The sequence below is a fragment of the Klebsiella sp. K-Nf6 genome, assembly GCF_002806655.1.
Classification (GTDB): Bacteria; Pseudomonadota; Gammaproteobacteria; order Enterobacterales; family Enterobacteriaceae; genus Klebsiella; species Klebsiella variicola.
The window spans coordinates 72,285-91,582 of the sequence record NZ_PIBN01000002.1; the positions used below are offsets into that span (position 1 = coordinate 72,285).

Annotated in this window: 20 protein-coding genes; 16 read left to right on the plus strand and 4 right to left on the minus strand. The window is 47.5% G+C overall.

Features of this window, described 5'->3' with window-relative positions; translation table 11 throughout:
• The first annotated feature begins 15 nt into the window (after positions 1-15).
• From CWM61_RS04630 to virB10, 7 genes are all read left to right on the plus strand, one after another.
• The gene (locus CWM61_RS04630; RefSeq protein ID WP_100630782.1) at positions 16-720 is read left to right on the plus strand and encodes a type IV secretion system protein; all 705 of its coding nucleotides are present in this window, start codon (positions 16-18) and stop codon (positions 718-720) included.
• Positions 721-731: 11 nt separating this feature from the next.
• On the plus strand, positions 732-956 hold the full coding sequence (locus CWM61_RS04635; protein ID WP_039356896.1) for an EexN family lipoprotein: 225 nt from the start codon (positions 732-734) through the stop codon (positions 954-956).
• A 10-nt stretch (positions 957-966) separates the two neighbouring features.
• Complete coding sequence (locus CWM61_RS04640; protein WP_100630783.1) at positions 967-2,031, plus strand: type IV secretion system protein; 1,065 nt, start codon at positions 967-969, stop codon at positions 2,029-2,031.
• Positions 2,032-2,123: 92 nt separating this feature from the next.
• Positions 2,124-2,261, plus strand: a complete 138-nt coding sequence (locus tag CWM61_RS29050) for a hypothetical protein (RefSeq protein WP_165785245.1) — start codon at positions 2,124-2,126, stop codon at positions 2,259-2,261.
• Positions 2,254-2,937 carry a virB8 family protein gene (locus CWM61_RS04645; RefSeq protein WP_072440286.1) on the plus strand — a complete coding sequence of 228 codons (684 nt, stop codon included), beginning with the start codon at positions 2,254-2,256 and terminating at the stop codon, positions 2,935-2,937. The genes CWM61_RS29050 and CWM61_RS04645 overlap by 8 nt, the downstream gene beginning before the upstream one ends.
• Positions 2,937-3,848 carry a P-type conjugative transfer protein VirB9 gene (gene virB9 / locus CWM61_RS04650; RefSeq protein WP_133122454.1) on the plus strand — a complete coding sequence of 304 codons (912 nt, stop codon included), beginning with the start codon at positions 2,937-2,939 and terminating at the stop codon, positions 3,846-3,848. Before CWM61_RS04645 ends, virB9 begins: the two co-directional genes overlap by 1 nt.
• Positions 3,849-3,860: 12 nt before the next feature.
• Positions 3,861-5,102 (plus strand): VirB10/TraB/TrbI family type IV secretion system protein, encoded by a 1,242-nt coding sequence (gene virB10, locus CWM61_RS04655; protein ID WP_100630785.1) that lies wholly within the window; start codon positions 3,861-3,863, stop codon positions 5,100-5,102.
• 309 nt (positions 5,103-5,411) lie between these two features.
• Here the strand turns inward: virB10 and CWM61_RS04665 are convergent, their stop codons facing one another.
• Positions 5,412-6,419 (minus strand): hypothetical protein, encoded by a 1,008-nt coding sequence (locus tag CWM61_RS04665; RefSeq protein WP_100630787.1) that lies wholly within the window; start codon positions 6,417-6,419, stop codon positions 5,412-5,414.
• Positions 6,420-6,456: 37 nt separating this feature from the next.
• Between CWM61_RS04665 and virB11 the strand changes: the two genes are divergently transcribed.
• The 8 genes from virB11 (at position 6,457) to CWM61_RS04710 (ending at position 12,943) form a co-directional block, all read left to right on the plus strand.
• Positions 6,457-7,476, plus strand: a complete 1,020-nt coding sequence (gene virB11 / locus CWM61_RS04670) for a P-type DNA transfer ATPase VirB11 (protein WP_100630788.1) — start codon at positions 6,457-6,459, stop codon at positions 7,474-7,476.
• Positions 7,473-7,871, plus strand: coding sequence for a cag pathogenicity island Cag12 family protein (locus tag CWM61_RS04675; protein WP_100630789.1), 399 nt, complete (start codon positions 7,473-7,475; stop codon positions 7,869-7,871). Before virB11 ends, CWM61_RS04675 begins: the two co-directional genes overlap by 4 nt.
• Positions 7,872-7,919: 48 nt before the next feature.
• Positions 7,920-8,222, plus strand: coding sequence for a TrbM/KikA/MpfK family conjugal transfer protein (locus CWM61_RS04680; RefSeq protein ID WP_100630790.1), 303 nt, complete (start codon positions 7,920-7,922; stop codon positions 8,220-8,222).
• A gap of 49 nt (positions 8,223-8,271) precedes the next feature.
• A complete protein-coding gene (locus CWM61_RS04685; RefSeq protein WP_100630791.1) occupies positions 8,272-8,577 on the plus strand; it encodes a dpoa decarboxylase in 306 nt (101 codons plus the stop codon).
• A 61-nt stretch (positions 8,578-8,638) separates the two neighbouring features.
• Positions 8,639-9,004, plus strand: a complete 366-nt coding sequence (locus tag CWM61_RS29055; protein WP_227521372.1) for a hypothetical protein — start codon at positions 8,639-8,641, stop codon at positions 9,002-9,004.
• Positions 9,005-9,355: 351 nt separating this feature from the next.
• Positions 9,356-11,092, plus strand: coding sequence for a type IV secretory system conjugative DNA transfer family protein (locus CWM61_RS04700; RefSeq protein WP_100630793.1), 1,737 nt, complete (start codon positions 9,356-9,358; stop codon positions 11,090-11,092).
• Between the two features lie 8 nt (positions 11,093-11,100).
• Entirely contained in the window at positions 11,101-11,904 is an 804-nt protein-coding gene (gene mobC, locus CWM61_RS04705) for a MobC family replication-relaxation protein (protein ID WP_100630794.1), read from the plus strand.
• The gene (locus CWM61_RS04710; protein ID WP_100630795.1) at positions 11,897-12,943 is read left to right on the plus strand and encodes a DNA-methyltransferase; all 1,047 of its coding nucleotides are present in this window, start codon (positions 11,897-11,899) and stop codon (positions 12,941-12,943) included. Before mobC ends, CWM61_RS04710 begins: the two co-directional genes overlap by 8 nt.
• A 210-nt stretch (positions 12,944-13,153) precedes the next feature.
• Here CWM61_RS04710 and CWM61_RS04715 read toward each other — a convergent pair whose 3' ends face one another.
• The 3 genes from CWM61_RS04715 to CWM61_RS04725 form a co-directional block, all read right to left on the minus strand.
• Entirely contained in the window at positions 13,154-13,777 is a 624-nt protein-coding gene (locus tag CWM61_RS04715) for a hypothetical protein (RefSeq protein ID WP_100630796.1), read from the minus strand.
• Between the two features lie 66 nt (positions 13,778-13,843).
• Positions 13,844-14,107, minus strand: a complete 264-nt coding sequence (locus CWM61_RS04720; RefSeq protein WP_206054233.1) for a hypothetical protein — start codon at positions 14,105-14,107, stop codon at positions 13,844-13,846.
• Between the two features lie 381 nt (positions 14,108-14,488).
• A complete protein-coding gene (locus CWM61_RS04725) occupies positions 14,489-15,433 on the minus strand; it encodes an ArdC family protein (protein ID WP_100630798.1) in 945 nt (314 codons plus the stop codon).
• A 623-nt stretch (positions 15,434-16,056) separates the two neighbouring features.
• On the opposite strand from CWM61_RS04725, the gene CWM61_RS04730 reads away from it, so the two are divergent.
• Complete coding sequence (locus CWM61_RS04730) at positions 16,057-19,131, plus strand: TrlF family AAA-like ATPase (RefSeq protein ID WP_100630799.1); 3,075 nt, start codon at positions 16,057-16,059, stop codon at positions 19,129-19,131.
• Positions 19,132-19,298 lie beyond the last annotated feature (167 nt).

Genomic DNA, 19,298 nt, shown 5'->3' on the forward strand with positions numbered 1-19,298 from the left:
CAAAGGAGATCCATGATGAAAAGGCGTTTTCATAGCCTGATTTTCGCGTGCGTCATTGCCAGCCCGCTGGCGCACGCCGGTATTCCTGTCCTTGTTGATGCTGACCCGCTGCGTGAGCTCGAATGGCTGAAAGAAGCGCAGCGCTGGATGCAGACCGCGCAACATTATCAGAGCCAGATCCAGGCGTATAAAAATCAGTTAGCGACGGCCACCGGCGTCCGGGATATTGCAGATTTTGTGGTTCAGGCGAAGAGTCTGAAATCGGATCTGGAAAAACTGCGCAAGCCAGGCCAGACACTCAATGATCTGCTATTTTCCGGCGGCACCTCCGGACAGTTCGATGCGCTATATGCGAAGTACCGGGTTTTCGATACCTGCAATGCCGAACAGTCAGGACGCTATGCTGATACCTGCAAACAGCTGGTCATTAATAAGGCAATCCAGCTTGAGCAGACTGACGAGATTCAGGATCAGGTCAGCCAGACACTGGGCGAGATTAACGGCCTCTCGAACCGTATCGCATTATCCAAAGACTCAAAGGAGTCTCAGGACCTTGCCAACAGTATTCAGCTAAAATCAGTGATGCTGAACACGCTCACTGACCAGTGGGAAATGAGCGTGAAGGCAGCAGAAAAGCGCGAAAAAGCACTGGAGGATGTGCGTATAAAACAGTGGAATCAGCAACAGTTAACTGCGCCAACCCCTGATTTAAACGGCTAAAGGAGTCTCACATGCGTTTATTAACCCTCTCTTTCTTGTCCTTATTATTCATCATCAGTGGCTGCAAAGAAGAAGCCAAAACCACTCAGTGGTACAAAGATCATCCCGATGAGCTAAAAGCGGTGTATGAGAAATGCCAGAAAACCGGCGATGCCTCCGATAACTGTAAAAACGCCAATGAAGCCCATTATCAAATTCAGCAGTTAAATGCCCCCACTCCCGACCTGAACTCATAGTGAGGTTAATATGCCCGGTGGTGTATTTATCGGTGTTGAAAAATACCTGATAGGAGGAGTTACTGACGCCACAAAGGGACTGATGATGTCATACTCCTCCATGATGGTGGGGCTGGCGGCAACGTCAGCCACGCTCTATATCATGTGGCGTGGATACCAGACCCTGGCAGGTAAGTTGTCCACGCCAATGGAGGATGTCACGTGGGACATCATGAGGATGGCAATCATCCTGTCTTTTGTGGCAAATGTCAGCGGTTATCTCGATGGGGTGATTGATGCCATTAATGGCCTGAAGGAGGGATTTTCCGGCAGCGATAATATCTGGCAGTTACTGGATAGCTTATGGGGTAAAGCGAAGATATTGGGTAAAACGTTACACGACATGGATAACTCAACCTATGTAAAAGATGAGGGTATGACGGCTCAATTTTATGTCTGGCTCGGTATATTCGTTTTAATGATTATCACCGCCTTTATTTCAATGATCGCGGAAGTCATGGTTTTACTGCTGAGTATTACAGCTCCCGTATTTATCTTTTGTCTGCTGTATGGCTTTTTACGCCCTATGTTTAACAACTGGCTGCAAAATGTGTTCGCCGCCATCTTAACGGTTCTGTTTTCTGCGTTGTCGCTGCGCATTGTCGTCAATTATTTAAACTCGCGGTTAGAAATTGCAACACAACTGTCAGCACAATCCAACATTGTGGAGTTAGGCGCACAGGTCTGTCTGGCCGGTGTCTGTGCTGCAATACTGGTCTACCTCTCCGCAAAACTGGCCGGCGCGCTGGCCGGGGCCGGAGCAACCGTCTCCATGCAGGGGCTGGCGGCGGTGGGTATTGGTGCGGCGGCGTTTGGTGCAGGAAAACTGGTAGCAGGGGCCGGTAAGCAGACTACCCGCACCCTTCAGGACAATATTCAGGGCTGGAGAAATGCCAGTGCGGGTAAACCCGGCAGTGGTCCGGGATACAGTGCGGCTCAGGCGCGTAAAAACGCGATTGAGCAGATGATTGCCCGCAACGAAGCCCGGCGACTGGCGCAATCAAGAGAAACGGCCGTTCAAAAATTCCATCGTTAAATCTGTCATCCCTGGTCGAAATCTCCCCGTTACATCCCTTATGAAAACACAGCCGTGTTTTCGTTCCACTGATCTCACTGAGGAAAAATCCCATGAAACGCTTGATTGCGCTGGCTTTGCTGTGCGCACTTTCCGGCTGTGCACAGTCTCCCCGTCCTCCTGCCTTTAGTGGTCAGGGCATCCCGGTGAACACCCCTCAGATTATGGCGGAGTTAAACAGTCATGAGTGAACAAACCCTCATTGCGGATTCCCGCACCTTTGAGCAGCAGATGATTGAGCGGGACAAACGTGCCACGAAAGCCGGATTTATGGTGGGCGGTGCGGGGCTGCTCCTCGCCGCACTGGCGCTTATCGCCGTAGTGCTGATGTTGCCGCTGAAACAAACGGTCATTGAACTGTACACAGTGGATAATCATACCGGGCGGGTGGAGCACGTCACCCGCGTATCAAAGACCAGCCTGACGGCCGAGGACGCTTATCAGAAGGCGATGACCTCCAGCTACGTCAGACTGCGTGAACGATACGTGTACCCTTCCCTGCAGGACGATTATGCAACAGTACAGGTTTTTAACAGTCCCCCAGTCAACGATGACTACCTGGCGCTGTATGCCGGAAAAGATGCCCCGGACAAGGTCTGGCAGAATGCGGCTCATACCGTGCAAATCGACATCCTGTCAAACCAGATCACCGAAGGCACTGCCCCCGATAAAGTCGCAACTCTCCGATACAAAAAGACTATCCGCCGCCTCGCGGACAACAGCACCCGCACAGAATACTGGGATGCCCGCCTGACGTTCCTCTCCGACCCAGGCAAAGAAATGAGCGATACGGAGCGAGAGATTAACCCGTTCGGTTTTACCGTGACCAGCTGGCAAGCAGACCGTGAAATCCGGGGAGGTGAATAATGAAAAGCATCATCCTTATCGCACTGGCGCTGATGCTGTGCGACACGGCATGGAGCGCGGTCATTCCGCAGGCGAGCCGCTATGATGCCCGCGTTCAGCAGGTTGTCTATAACCCGCTGAACGTTACCGTCGTCAGTACCCGGCCTGGCTTCATGACCACGCTGGTCTTTGACATCGATGAGGCAGTTCTCAGCGCCAGACCCGGTTTTGAGGAGGCATGGGAAGCCACACCGGACGCCAACAGGGTCAACATCCGTCCGGTGGCGCTCGTTCAGGGCGCGCCCGGCGCGGACGGTAATACCACGCAGATGGTTATCCCGCCCAGCAGCCGGGACTGGCACACCAACCTGCTGGTAGTCACCACCCGGCGGCTGTACAACATCGAGCTGAACGTCATCGATGATAAGTCATCGCAACAGCCTGCTTTCCAGGTGAGTTACCGTTATCCGGGCGAAGACAGGGAGAAGGCCAGCCGTGAGACAGCAGCCAGAGCGCTGGAGCGGGAGCAAAAACAGCAGCAGACTGACATTCAGCAGGCCCTGAATGCCGCGCAGACGCCACGCAACTGGGACTACCTCAAATATCCGGGGCGCGACAGCGCCCGGATTGTTCCGGATTTTGCGTATGACGATGGCCGCTTTACGTTCATGGGTTTCTCTCCGGCCAAATCCATCCCCTCCGTAACGAAAGAGCTCAACGGCCAGGAGCATGTGATTAACAGCAGTGTCCGCAGAAAAGGCGACTTCACCGTACTGGTCATTCAGGAGGTTACGCCCCGTCTGGTCCTGCGTTCCGGTAACGCCGTAGTCGGCCTGGAAAATCGTGGATTTGGCAGGGTCCAGGCCGCTGATGGTGCCACGGTTTCTCCACAGGTTGAACGGGTGGAAAAACCTCAACCCACTAACAACTAAGGAGCCATGCAGATGAATGACGAATATCAGCATTCTGTGTCTGATGGAGCCCGACCTTCTCCGGCGCAGGCGGATGACGATATTGCCACGCTGGAGCGCGAGGCCCGTACAAAGCGTGAAGCGGCACTTCTCACAGAGCAGGACGATGAAGAGAATGATCCGCTACAACCCGCCGTCAACAAACTGAAAAAGCGCAGGCGCGGGAAAGCCACCGCTTTTCTGGCGCTCGCCGCCGTTGCGCTGATTGCGCTGGCATGGGCGGGCAACTGGGTATACCGCAATCTGCTCTGGCAACCCGGTGAAGAGAAGCAGCAGGATTCTGCGCCACAGACGAACCGGACAGATTACCGGCAGCGTACCGATCTGGGTACGCAAGATACCGAAGCCGAAGCATCGGTACCGGCGGGAAACAGACCGCGCATTACGATAGCCCCGGAGGCTGAGATGCCGCCTCAACTTAATAAAGCTCATTTTCTGGTTCGTCGCGACAGGTCAGCCGCTGCGACCCAAGCCCCGGCACGGAGCCGCCAGCAGGAGATGACGCAGGCAACCTCTGACGGACAACCGTTAGAAACGTCATCCACTGCCCGGCAAAATACCACTGCGCCACAACCGGAACTCTCTCCTGCAGCGGTCCAGCGTATTCCTTACAACCCGGACCTGTACGTTCCGGAAAATACCGCCATTCCCTGTTCTCTGGATTACCGCTTTGTCTCGGACCGGGCAGGGAAAATCCGCTGCACGATCGCCGAAGATATCTGGAGTGCAAGCGGTAATACGAAACTGATTGAAAAAGGGACTGCGGCTTCAGGCGTTTACCAGACTGGCGCAGCGACAGGAATGGCGCACGGACAGGAACGCGCCTTTCTCATCATCACAAAACTGCGTACCCGCCAGCCCCCTTACCTTGATATTCCGCTGGTCGATACCCGTGCTGCCGGAGAACTGGGCGAGGCTGGCGTTGACGGCTGGATCGACACGCATTTCAGAGAGCGATTCGGCGGCGCATTACTGGTTGGTATGCTCCCTGATATTGGTGCATGGGCATCCAACAGTGCTGGTCAGAAAGATCGTAATACGGACTATACCGAAAACAGCCGTCAGGCCATGGCGGATATGGCACGTACCACGCTGGAAAACAGCATCAATATCCCACCGACCCTCGACAAAAATCAGGGGGAGATCATCAATCTGATCACAGGGCGGGATATTGATTTTTCCGGCATCTATACGCTGAGGTTGAAGAGTGAATAATCGAAAGTTTCTGTTTGGCGTCACCGCGACAGACGTCATCGTCAGGGACGATTACAACAATGCCGTAGTCAACGACGTAATGTCACACCTTACCGGGATCAGGAGAATAGTCATGACATGTTATCGTGCCGGGGGCACATTGACAGAGCTCATCATTGACTTTGGGGAAGAACAAACGTTCTGCCTCACCATCGGTGAAGGTTCTCTGGATGTACCGCCTTTTACCTCAGACGATATCCGGCTGGCACATAAGCAGATATCGCTGCCTGACATCACCGATATTATCATTCTTGTGACGACATTAGCCCGCTATGCCGGACTGTCCCCCTCCTGCTCCGAGGATGGAGAATCATCTACCCTGCTGGAGTTCAGCTCGTAGTAAATCGCCAGTTGGCGCAGCTTTGATATTTCAAGGTTGATAACGGATTTTCCTGCGCTATTTTCCCTTTCAAAAACAACCGGATTGAGCAGAAATACACGGAAATACCTGACGTTCTCTGTGTCCAAAATTTCATCGATATAATGACCAAATCGCCCTTTCGCCATCAGATCTTTACTGACATACAGGCGAACAGGTTTACCCTCATATTTATCAAAGAAATTAATAAGAAAACCCCGGCCATACCGATGCATCAGGGTCCCACCGCCATAGATGACGCCCGCGTAGGGGTTAGTCAATCCTCGCTGAATATGCGTTATATATTCATGAAGATAGACCTGACCGTGATGCATGATCCTGAGTCTCAATGCCCTGAACTCATCCTGAGGCAGCGTTTCTTTCGCTTCCTGCCATGTGTCGATCAGTCGCTGCAGCTGGTTGGTTCGCGTATAGCGACTCCAGCGTGGCTCTTCATCTGCACCGGACTTTTCATCATCCCCGACAGGTTTTTTTACATGAGCGGGAGTGGCAAGCTTCAGGGGATCAGCTGGCTCACCCTCAGGATCATCAATCGAAGGGTCAAAGCAGTTGATATAGTCCGTCAGCTTTTGCTTTGCTTTTCTTTCCGTGAAATCAGCCTCTGATTCGTCCGGCCGTCTGTCCTGATCGGCATCCTCGGTGAACGCGATCCATTCACATCCGAACTTGTGAGGATGGGGGGAACGGAAGTGTGCAGCCCTGAATTTTTCGCCATCCTCAGCTTTGACGTGATAGTTAACGCCGCTAATGGTGACATTACAGTTGCGATCGCTACAGGAAAAAGTGAACCGCTTTCTTTCTTCCGGCTTTCTGGAAAAAAATTCCGTTCGCGCTTCATCAATGGACAAGCAGCGCCCCATTTCATGGCAATAAGCGAACAGTACCTTCGTCTTAGACATGCTCCCTCCACACATTTATCCGCTCCAAGGATATCACATGAAAAACCTCTCTCTCGACCGCTATAAGCAGCAATTTTTTGGCGATTTTCTGGATCACCGAGGACTGACAGAGATCGCCGTCAACCGCCCGGGTGAGCTATTCACCAAAATTGATGGCATCTGGGAACAGCATACTGTTCCGCTGGATTATGAGGGCTGCTACAACTTTGCCAGATGCCTGGCGAAGCATCACGGCGACAATATCGAAGATATCAAGCCAGGGCTGTCAGCCACGCTGGAATCCGGCGAACGTTGTCAGGTTATAGTGCCCCCGGCCTGCGAACGTAACACGGTGTCTATTACCCTGCGTAAACCCTCACAGGTGCAAATCCCGCATCAGGACTATATCGCCGCCGGGTTTTATAACCGGGTAACGGGCACGGAAAAAACGCATACGCGCGATCAGGAATTACTGGCCTTATATAATGCGAAGGACATTCCGCGCTTTATGGAGAAATGTGTGGAATACGGTAAAACCATTGCGGTGGCCGGGGAAACCAGTACCGGGAAAACCACCTATATGAAGATGCTGATTGGTTATATCCCACTTCATCTGCGTATTACGACTATTGAAGATAACCCAGAAATCACCTTATTTATTCATAAAAACTACGTCCACCTTTTTTATCCGTCGGAATCGGCAGATGAAAAAGGGTCAATTGTAACGCCCGCCAGCCTGCTGCGCTGGAATTACCGCATGAATCCCGACCGCATACTATTAACCGAAGTACGCGGCGGTGAGGCCTGGGATTTTCTTAAGATAACCGCTTCCGGCCATGAAGGCAGTATGACCTCTATCCATGCCGGTTCGGCAATGGAAGCGGTAGACGGGTTTATTACCCGCTGTTATGAAAACCCGCAATGTGCCCGACTCCCATACACCTTCATGTTACGCAAGGTACTGGACAGTCTGGACGTTATCGTGAGTATCGACCTGGACGGTAATGTGCGCCGGATGAATGATATTTATTTCCGGCCACTGCACCGCAGCGCCTTTTTTGAGGAGATGAAAGCATGATGAAGGTTATCAATATGCTGCTATTTTCGTTGGTACTTTCCGGCTGTTCTTCACCCCCGCTACCGGTTCCTGTTGAATGGGATAAACCGGGCCAGTCAGTCAATACCGGTTTACCGCAATGGCGAGACAACCCGGTTATTATTCCTTCTCCAATGATTAAAGATAAATGGTTATTATCCATTCACGCACGGAATTTTAATGAGACACACTGGACGCCCGCCGTATTTTACGCGGTCGCCCACTCTGCGCGTATTGTTGTTGCTGCAACATCAGGCGCAGAATTCTTTACTGCAAAAGACTGGCTACGTCAATATGGTGCAAAAGGCGTTATTGAATATCAGCTAGTCTCTGGATGCCTGACATGCAGCGACACCCGCATTTATTTCTCGTATTAAATCTTCCCCCTCACATCCTGAAATTTACCTCACCGTAAGGACGTCATCATGAAATATTCTATTATTGCGGCGGCAGTGCTGTGCATTGCTGCCGGGACGCCTGTTTATTCTTTCGCTACTGACCCGTGCGAAGTGGTGCTTTGTATGTATGGTAAAGCAACCGGAAACAATGGAGGAAGTGAATGTCGTTCTGCGGAACGTGCTTTCTTTAATATCGTCAAAAAGAATAAACACGGTTTTTTACCCAATCACACACTGAATGCCAGAAAAGCTTTATTGGGAGAATGTGCCAGTGCTGACCCGGAGGCGGTGAATAAAATCCTGTCCAGGTTTGGCAGGGTCAGAGGCTAATACAACACTGCCGTTATCTTAATGTATTTCCCTGCATGGAGAAACAAAAGTGGATAAAGAAGACCTGTTTATTGCCAACATTCACTCAACGCATCACGACAGAATATCTGTCACGTGTATCTATGATTTTCTGTCAAAAGAAGCCAATCATGGATGTGGGCTTTATTACGAGATATATGAGAGCCGATTTATCGGTTTATTGCGGCATCATCTGTCACAGCTTAATAAATCGGACGCAGAGAAGCTCAGGCGGTATGCCGAAAGTCAGGGAACGAAAGCCGATGATGAAACGTACCGTGCGGCATTAAACGCTGAACGGGTATGTCGGGCTGAAATAGCCCGCGAACAGATGTGAATGATAAACATTGATAATGTATCGAACGACACCACAAACTGACAGACGGCGATTTTAAAGCATGCTTATTTTGGCTTCAATTTCGGAGAAATTGTTAAGCCGTAAAATAAGTATGTGGAGCGCGGACAGAAAATTAAATTTCGCAGAAATTGCCAATTTTCAGGCACCGCGCCCACCTGCGAACATTCGCCCAAAGCGAATTGAGCAGGCCGGGGGGAGCCGAATAAATTTCGCCGCCCCAGCGAGCGAAAAGCTGTCGCCCACGACAGCGGTTTATTTGGGGGGCAAAGCCCCGCACACCGTCAAGCCAGGTAATATTTACCGCCCCAGCGGGGAATATTGCCGATCAGGCGCGACCAACCCCTTTAAAGCAGCGTTCCCGTTTTTTGGAGCTTGCGAGAAAAAACAGGCGAAACGCGCGTCTTAAAGGGGTTGGTCGCGCGTAGCGTGCGACGGTGTGCCGCCCTTGACCTTGGGGGCTTTGACGCAGCGTTCAGCGAAGACATTGCCCCCATGTTTCCGGCTGTCAGGGCGTACAGCCAGGACAAAGGAAACACGCTGTTGCCCGTCATGCGGGCGTTTCAGGGGACTGACGACCACGGGTCGGCTGGTATCTGAAGGCGCGGATAACGGGCATGAGCGCCGGAGGCGTTCAGTGCTTTTCATCCTTTTATGGGCGTCATCAATGAGCGTCGCGTATGGGCGTGGGGTTTTACGTCCATCGGTGACGCCCATATGATGCGCCCGCCACACCGAAATCAGACCGGAGATCACTGCAATGGGAACTCATCTGATGCAAAGGCTGAATGCCTTTTCGGATGCCTTTTCTTTTTTGCTGCTGTGGCTGCAACACAACCCGGTAATATTGTCCATATTTGCCGGGCTGACGCTGCCATTTATATTTCACCTGCCAAGAGAAGAAAGAAAAAATACCCCCTTCTGGTTAAAATCAGTAGTGGGTGTATCCACCTTCTTTCTCATATTCGGTACTCTGTCACCGCTGACCATTCAGGGGCTGAGTTTTTTCTTTAAAGCGCTCGATAATGACATCCTGCTCAGATTATCACTCTGGATACTGACTGTCGGATTTACGCTTGCCGGTCTGGCTTTTCATATTACTGCCCGAAGGCTGCTGTCCGGAGAAGTCGACAGTCTGAAACACCGGATGATTAAAAAAAGTAAACTGGAAAGAAATGTCAGAACGGATGTTCGTGAAGTTAGGGACATGTTGCCTAACAGCATTGCGTATAATCCGCTGGATTATATTGACCTGAATAACGGTATCTTTATCGGGCTGGACAAAGATGATCAGCCGCAATATATCACCCCCGAAGAATTTCAAACTCAGCACGCAGACCTTATCGGCACCACTGGCTCTGGTAAAGGAGTCAGTGCCTGTGTACTGCTTTATCAGGCAATACTTTCAGGTGAAGGCGTATTTGTCGAAGATCCTAAAAATGATGAGTGGGCACCACATGTACTGCGGGAAGCCTGCCTGAAAACGGGAAAAAAATTTGTTCTTATTAACCTGAATGACCTTCATTTTCAGCTTGATTTACTGGCTGATATTTCTCATGAACAACTGGAGGAACTGTTTAATGCTGGTTTCAGCCTGGGTAAAAAAGGCGAAGGTGCTGACTTTTACCGTATCGCCGATCGCCGTGCAGCCAGAAATACGGCGGCTATTTATGAAAAGGGAATGACATTACGTGATTTATTCAACACTGACTTTGTGAAATCCCTCAATGAAGATGTGCCTGCTTTTTATGGCGAGCTTGAGGAAATCGCTTTAGTGAATTCCATTAATGCCAATAAGGGATTTTCACTAAAGAAAATATTTGATGAGGGCGGTTGCTGTTATATCATCGGCTCGATGCGTAACCAGAAAATCATATCGGCTCAGCGAATGATTTTAACTCGCCTGATTCAGATAGCTGAAACCCGTGACCGGATAAAAGACAAACCTCGTCCGGTCGCTATTTTCCTTGACGAACTCAAGTATCACCTGTCCCGCCCTGCGCTTGAAGGACTTGGCGCTGCGAGGGACAAAGGTGTCCATATCATCATGGCCCACCAGTCGGTAAAAGATTTATATGACTGCCCGGCAGATGTGGAGGGTGATACCGTTGCCGGTTCGGTCATTGAGAACTGCAAGTTTATGCTGGTTTACCGCCTTCGCGATCCGGATACCGCAGACTGGGTGGCAAGGATGACCGGCTCTATTCTGGTAGACGATGAAATGAGGAAAGTGAAAACGGATATCTCCCTTACGGAGAAAATAGAAACGGACAGGATGATCCGTCAGGCTGAACGATATTATATAGACAGCAATATGTTGCTTAACCTCCCCCAATTTGTTGGTTTTGTTTTCACCCAGAATGATCTGGCGAAGGCAACCAAACTTTTCCACATTCCAGCGAAAAAACAATATATCGACCTGCTCTCATTTGAGCATAAAAAACCTCCGCATACCGAAAAAGAAAATCCGATTCGCAAACCCTCTATTAACCTGTGAGGCTATCAATGCTTATTCATAACGTTGCTGAAAGAAATGAAGCCGCAAAACGGAGAATGGGGGCATTGCTGTATTTTCTCAAGGAGGAAACGTTCTCTGATTTCCAGACCTTAAAAAGAGTTGTCGGCTATAAAGGGAAACATAACCATGCGATGTATAAACTGCTCAATAAAGTGGTTGCGATGGGCTTCCTGATTAAACATGAATACCCAGTATTGACCGGGAGAAAATCATTGTGGGGGATCACCATGCAGGGACTGGCAATGGTGGTTAGCGCTAATGACAAGGTTTTCCCTGCCTATTTTGAGCCGGGCAAACTCAGACACTCGACGCTGGAACATCGCCTGTTAAACCAGTTGATCAGGATCGCCCTGGAGGAAAAAGGCGGCACAGGCTGGCTTAACGGCGACCGGGGAGAGTTTCTGGCGCGGTACCCAGGTATCCGGCACCGACCGGACGGTATTATTACCTTAAGCAGCGGTGCCATCGTTGCGGTGGAAACAGAGCGCTCGATGAAAACCCGCGCCCGTTACATCAGCATTATTAACAGTCATCTTGCCGCCAGCGACGCCGGACGCTGGCACTATGCGATGTATGTTATGCCGGATGATAAAACGAAAGAATCGCTGGTAAGGCTGTTTGGCAGCATCAGAACGGTGATGAGAAACAGTGTTCCCGTTCCGTTTGATGCGAAGCACCGCGAGATGTTTCTGTTCCGCACAATTGATGAACTGGAAGGGAGTATCAGTGATAAACAGGGGGCCCCCTCTTCATCATGTGGTGACGATGCAGGGAGGGAACGCCATGCATGACATTTTGACTCATGGTGACTGCCTTAACGTTCTGCGCAGTATGCCGAACAACTCTGTGGACAGCATTGTGACCGACCCACCCTATGGTATTAAATTCATGGGTAAGACATGGGACTATGATGTTCCTTCACAAGCCATCTGGAAAGAATGTCTGCGTGTACTCAAACCAGGTGGTCATCTGCTGTCGTTCGCGGGCTCTCGCACTCAACACCGAATGGCAGCGCGTATCGAGGATGCGGGCTTTGAAATACGTGACATGATTGTATTTCTCTACGAGACCAGCAATGCTGCTCAGACCCTTATTGAAAGTTTATCTCCGGATCAGCTCAAATTGCTGGACGCAGCATTTGGACATGACGGAATGCTGGGCTGGGTATACGGTTCTGGATTTCCTAAATCTCATCACACATTAAAACCAGCACTGGAGCCGATTACCCTTGCCCGCAAGCCATTCAGGGGGTCCATAGCATCCAACGTAGGCGTGTATGGTACCGGCGTTCTGAACATCAGCGAATGCAGGATCCCTCTGGCAGAAGGAGAATCACCTTATGATTATCCAAATGGACCGGGAGGTTCCGATCCTAACCACATGTGGCGAGGCAGAAATAAAGGTGATGGCGGTATCGCCAGGCAAGGAAGCCCAGATGGTCGCTGGCCTGCCAATCTTATCCATGATGGCAGTGATGAAGTACTTGCTATGTTCCCAGATACTACTCAGCAAGCAGAAATTAGTGGTCCCAGTCGGTTCTTTTATTGTGCAAAAGCCAGCAAAAAAGACCGTGGTGTGGGTAACAATCATATGTGTGTAAAACCCACAGCACTGATGCGATACCTCTGCCGTCTGGTTACGCCCCCGGGCGGTACTGTACTTGATCCCTTTATGGGCAGTGGAAGCACTGGCAAAGCTGCGGCGATGGAAGGATTCAATTTCATCGGTATTGAGCGAGAAGAGGGTTATGTGAAAATTGCTCGGGGGCGTATTGCGGCAGCACGGAGCACCACGTTTCGTTCTGGCGATGCAGATAGGCACAATAAATAATAGTTGAAGTCGGGTTAAATGCCCTTAAACGCATGTTAGCTCAGATTTGAGCTAACATTTTTATGGTTCAAGGTATAACCTAATCTGATAGGCAGCTTTGTGTGGCATCCATCGGTTGAACTCACAGTCGAAAGCTGCCTTCGATGACTGGCTCTTTTCGGCCAGCAACTGGCGTTGACAGTAATAAAAAGCGGTCAATCTATCTTGGACCTACTTCTTATCAGTAATGGCGGAGATACCCTTGATTTGAAACCAATTCTTTGATGGAAGGAGCGATGACTTAAAACGGTTGCCGCCTACTCTGGTTGCCGACTGAATGAGCGCTACCATCGCCGCTTCAAGTCCGTCTTCCTTGTATGCCACTGACGGGCTACCCTCGGTGAAGCAGTCAACCGCTGGATGTGCGATGTCTTTCATATACGCATCAAATGTGTCACGAGCAACAGCCATACCATAGATTCGCCAAGCGTATTTCTTCCCTAGATAGCGGCCATCACGAGCATTGTGTTGAACCCTCTCGTCAGACTTTTGAGTTTCGACTTCCCTCAGTTCTTCTCCAAGTAGTTTTGACACGTAGTAACTTTTGTGTGGGTCTACCTGATCTGCCTTTGCAGACGCTGACACGTCCACCCAGTTCACACCATCTTTGACCGTATAGCCAATGTTATATCGCTCGTTCTGGTCAAAAACCGGTTCCCGATTAGCAATAAATTGGTAAACGGTACTTGTGCTCTCTGGAGTAAAGCTGTGCAAAAACTTACCATCCTGATGCGAAACGATTGTGTATCGAGTGACGATAAGAACTGGTGTCGTCAATAGCTCACGTGACTTCATCTCTCCTCCTAGCTCCTAACCTTTCAGTTGAACACCCGACAGTATGCCATCTGGTTGAATGCAAAGTTAGGGTTGTGTCTGCGCTTGAGGATTAATAGGCTTATTGATCAGATTAATAAGATTAGCAATCTGAACAGCGAGTAGTCCAGCGGCTCCAGCACCTTGGAAGACGACTGAGCCAGTGTCATACACATTTAGCGTAAGCCCATCGTCAAATCCGTACATACTCTGCCCATTAGGTTTATAATCTAGTTTGTGCGGAAAGCCAGCAAGATATGCTTTAAGAGCAGCAATATTACAGCATTTCATAGATGTAGGAGGTGCTGTCATATGACTTCTCTGTGATAATTTACAGCCTAGCCTGCGCTAGGCCAGAAAGGGACTTCCGATGAATATAACAGAGCCATGACTAAAAATCATGTTGACCGACCACTTTGGTGTATTGCATCCATCAATTGAATTTACAGCTCGCTGCCGACTGTCAGGTTGAATCGTGTTCTAACAGAGAACACTGCCAGATCAAGTTTAAGCCAATTAATCTAAAGGGATGAGCGGGCTCTTTGCCGCCCGCCCTGCAGCCTGCGAATTTTCCTGGCATCAAATACCAGGAAAATTTGCAGGGGAAATTATATCCCCCTGAAACAAGCTTTGCTCTACTCAATGGCCTGTAAGGTTAAAGCCACATTCCTTTGCTGCTTCTTCCCCTTATCCTCAGGCTTTATCCATCAAATAATGATGCGCTTTTGATGCCGCACTAGCGGCTTTGAAAATATAGCGTTTGTCATTTTTCAGTGCTTTCAGCCAAGAAGCAATATAGCTTTCGTGCTGGACCTCTCCGACAACCCCCAAATCCGCCATCAGGAACGCGCTTCCCAACTCGGCGATCAACTCCTCGAAAGCATAATCCTCACTGCCAAATTTCCCTTTCATCTCACGATTCAGACGGCCTTTGCCACCACTCCAGTGCACCAGTTCATGCAGCCCGGTGGAGTAGAAATTAGCGGCATCAGAAAAAAGGTAACGGTCCGGCAACCAGACGTCATCGGTTGTGGGGCGGAAAAAGGCGTTTTTTCCTTTCTCAATGATGTTTGCGCCGCTGCTCTGGAAAAGATTTTCAACCTGAGGCAAAGGCTCGAACGTCTCAGCGGTACTCACAGTCTCAGCAAACAGTGGCAGACCATCGATCTGCTGAACGTTAAAAACGATGAATGTTTTGAGCATCGGAATATAGTCGATTTCCCCGGCATCATTTTCTTTCTCCAGTGTGGAATAGAAAATAGCGGTTGTGCCGTGCTCCCCTTTGCGCACCTGCCCGCCTTCCGCTTGCGCCTGTTTGTAGGTCATCCAGCGTGAATCATTGAATCCTTGCTCTGACGCACTGCCCCACAACAACATAATATTCATCCCACTGTAAGCAGTACCTGTCGCATAATTTGAAGGTAATCCTGACATACCAGGTGCGCGCTGCCACGGGCAGGACCACGGCTTAACTCCTGCTTCAAGTGCAGAAATGATATTGTCAGTGACAATCTGATAAATATCGGTTTTGGTTTTGGAAAATTTCGTTTTTGAGGAGCCTGACTGCTCCAGCGGGGATAAGCTGGTCGCCGCTGCGGTGTTAGGGGCGCTAGTCTTGTTATGCAGGGAAATAGTCATGATTTTTCTCCGTTAGTGATGTGATTTTCGTCTTCGTATCGCCTGACGGTTCGCTTTCATGGCATCGTTCTGTCCTGCAAGGGCGCAGCATGCGTGCCATTTACCCTTGCGGGACGGGTTGTGTTGGGAAACGATTAACCGGAAGCTGATGCGGGAAGATAAATCACGCGGGAGAAAAAATGACCCTGCATAGTCGAGCGTAGCGCCCCTTGGTTCGTAGCGGTGAAATGTAATCGTCGTAGTAGGTCCATGTTCACGACTCAGCCTTTCAATGGAACGAGCGACGACTTAAGACATGACACAGTATCTACACTGAAAACCAAGTTCTGAAGCGGCAATTGCTATGATTGGAGAGCTATATTGCTGACATCGCCTCTGTTCAATCCAATGCCTCACGTAAGCAATTGATTAACAACAAAAAAATCATGTATTAAAAAATTTCTACTGGAACCTATATAGTAGTAATAGTATCTTCTCATTATCAACAGTTAGGGTGTATGTTTGTTCACACGTTACGCAGCTATAAGTAAGGATAATGTGGAAGTAAACCAACCTAAAAAAGTAAATATGATCAAACCAGCAAAGCATTAGGATTAACCATAAATAATTGTGAGAGCGAAAAAGTGAAAAGCAATGATTATTCTCGTGGTTCAGAATGGCGTAAATGGGACTTACATATCCACACTCCTGCATCATTTCATTGGGAAGGACAAAAATTTAACTCCACCCCAAACCCAGCTGATAATATACGGCTTATAGATGAAATGATTCAGGCATTGAATACAGCCGAACCTGCCGTATTTGCGATCATGGATTACTGGACTTTTGATGGGTGGTTTGCCCTAAAAAAACGTTTATTAGATCCGGACGCACCTAAATTAAATAAAACTGTCTTCCCTGGGATTGAATTACGATTAGTGTCACCGATGGAGAGTCGGCTCAATGCTCATGTGTTGTTTTCAGATGAAACAAATGATCAAGTATTAAAAGATTTTCTTGCTGGATTGAGAGTCGCACTTATTGATCGACCATTATCTGAATATTCGTTAAAATGTCTTGCACGTCAAGTAGGTGAAGATTTACTACGTGAAAAAGGTTTTAAAAAATCGGAAGTTATAAGCGTTGATGACACAGCATTGCTTGCTGGTTCAACAATCGCTGAAATAACATATGAAAGTTACAAACAAGCGATAAAAAATGTTCCTGATAATATGGCTTTGGGATTTATGCCATTTAACACTAACGATGGATTAGCTGATGTAAAATGGCAAGAACATTATGCCTATGTCCTTGGGTTATTTGAAACCTCCCCTATTTTTGAAACGAGAACACCAGATTTGTGGGCTGCTTTTTCTGGAGTCAAAACTGATACAAATAAAAAATGGATTTCAGATTTTCAGCATGCCTTAAAGAATATACCAAGGCTTGCTGTTTCAGGAAGTGATGCGCACCGATACTATGGCAAACAAGGCAGTAATGATTGCCGAGGATATGGCGACTACCCATCGGGAAAAGCTACGTGGATAAAAGCAGATCCAACATTTGAAGGTTTGAAGCAAGCGATCAAAGAGCCAGCAAAACGTTCGTATATAGGAGCACTTCCACCTAAACGTAAATTAGTCAGCGAAAATAGAAGCATTTTTATTGATAAACTTGAAATATCAAAAAAAAATGATGCAGTGATACCTGATAAATGGCTTGATCAAACGTCTATTACTTTGAATCATGATCTTGTGGCAATAATAGGTAACAAAGGAAGCGGTAAAAGCGCTTTAGCTGATATTACGGCACTACTAGGTAACTCCCAACAAAGTCAGCATTTTTCATTCCTTAAAAATAATAGATTTAGGGGTAAAGTTGGTGAACCAGCTAAAAGTTTTGAAGCAAAAGTGACTTGGGCTGATGAGCAAATATTAACAAAAAATTTGAATGAGAACCCCGCTTTAGAGAAAGTGGAACTTGTAAAATATATACCTCAAGGGCACTTTGAGTCATTATGCAACGCTCACGTGTCTGGAGAATCAGATGCCTTTGAGAAAGAACTCAGGTCTGTAATCTTCTCTCATTCTAGTGATGCCATTCGCTTAGGTGCACTTAGTTTCGAACAATTAATTGAAGAACAAGAAAGTCCGTTACGAAGTCGAATAGAAAGCTTCCGTAGCGAACTGCATAAACTTAATCGTCAAATCGAAACTCTTGAAAACCAAATGAGTGAAGAAGCACAAAAGGCTCTTGCTGAGCAACTAGTTCAAAAAGAAAGACTTCTAGAAGAGCTCATTAAAATAAAACCAGCAGAAATAGCTGAGCCAACCAATAGTTTATCACCTGAGCAACAATTAGTTTCAGATAAACTTTTAGCTATAACAACTCAGTTAGAAAAGGCTATTAGTAGTAAAGAATCTAATACCGAAGAGCAAACAAAAATAGCAGCCAAAAAAAAGGCATGCAAAAATATAAGAGAAGGAATCGAAGTAGTTAAGAGATCGATCAAACAATTCAATTCAGAGTTTGAGTCTGCAATAGAGTTGCTCAACTTAAAGCCTCAACAATTAATCAGTCTTGATATCAACGAGAACATAATCGATGAGATTGAGGATAGTTTGATTGTTCATGATAACTCAATTAAAGAAATCAATATAAATCTGAACAGTGAAGAAGAATCTCTTTTAAAACAGAAATCAAGCCTTAGTGAAAAGTTAAATGCACCACAGCAGGCTTTTCAAGAATATAAAGAACAACTAAAGCTATGGGAAGATAAAATCATATCTTTACAAGGTTCTAAAGATGAACCAGATACGCTCGAGGGGTTGAAACATCGTAAAAATATATTGGATACTTTACCAAACCAACGACTTCAGCTTATGGAACAAAGATTATCATTAGCTAATCAAATACTCTTAATACTAAATGAACAGAAAGCTAACCGCGAAGCCCTCTTTGAACCCGTACAATCATTAATACAAAATAACTCATTGATACGTGACGAATATAAATTACAGTTCATGGCAGAACTAAGTTGCACAGCCGATCAAATTTATAACAAATTATTTTCTATCATTAAGCAAACCTCTGGAGAGTTTAGGGGTGAGTCGGAAAGTTTATCAGTTATTAAAGACCTTATAGATAAACATGATCTAAACGATATAGATTCTACACTTAGTTTCATAGATGAACTTCATCGTAAACTCGAAGCTTCTTCTAAAAATAATGTTGGTATAGCATCCTTATTACGTAAGGATCGTACCTCCAATGAGGTATATGACCTAATTTTTGGATTAGAATATATTGATCCTAGATATACCTTAATGTTTCAGGATGCGCAAATTGAACAACTCTCACCCGGGCAACGTGGTGCATTATTATTAATTTTTTATTTGCTTGTGGATAAAGGTAATACTCCCATAATACTCGACCAACCCGAAGAAAACTTAGACAACGAAACCATTGTCAGTTTGCTTGTACCTGTTTTAACGGAAGCAAAGCAAAAAAGGCAAATCATTATGGTTACGCATAATCCAAACCTTGCCGTAGTTTGCGATGCGGAGCAAATAATTCACTGCGAGTTTGACCGAAAAAATGGGCACAACATTACATATACCTCAGGAGCAATAGAGTGTAATTTGATTAATAATAAGGTCGTAAATGTCCTTGAAGGCACTATGCCAGCATTTGATAACCGTCGTGCAAAATATATGTGATACTATATTTAAACTGATGCCGGGAAAATAAAAATCAAAGGACAGTTCAAACTTAAGAGTCACTTTATTTTAAATAATGTGGCTCTTTAATAGTTGATTGTAAAACGACCGTATCCATACTCAGCAAAATTAAATCATAAGCATAAATGAGAACAATAACAAAAACC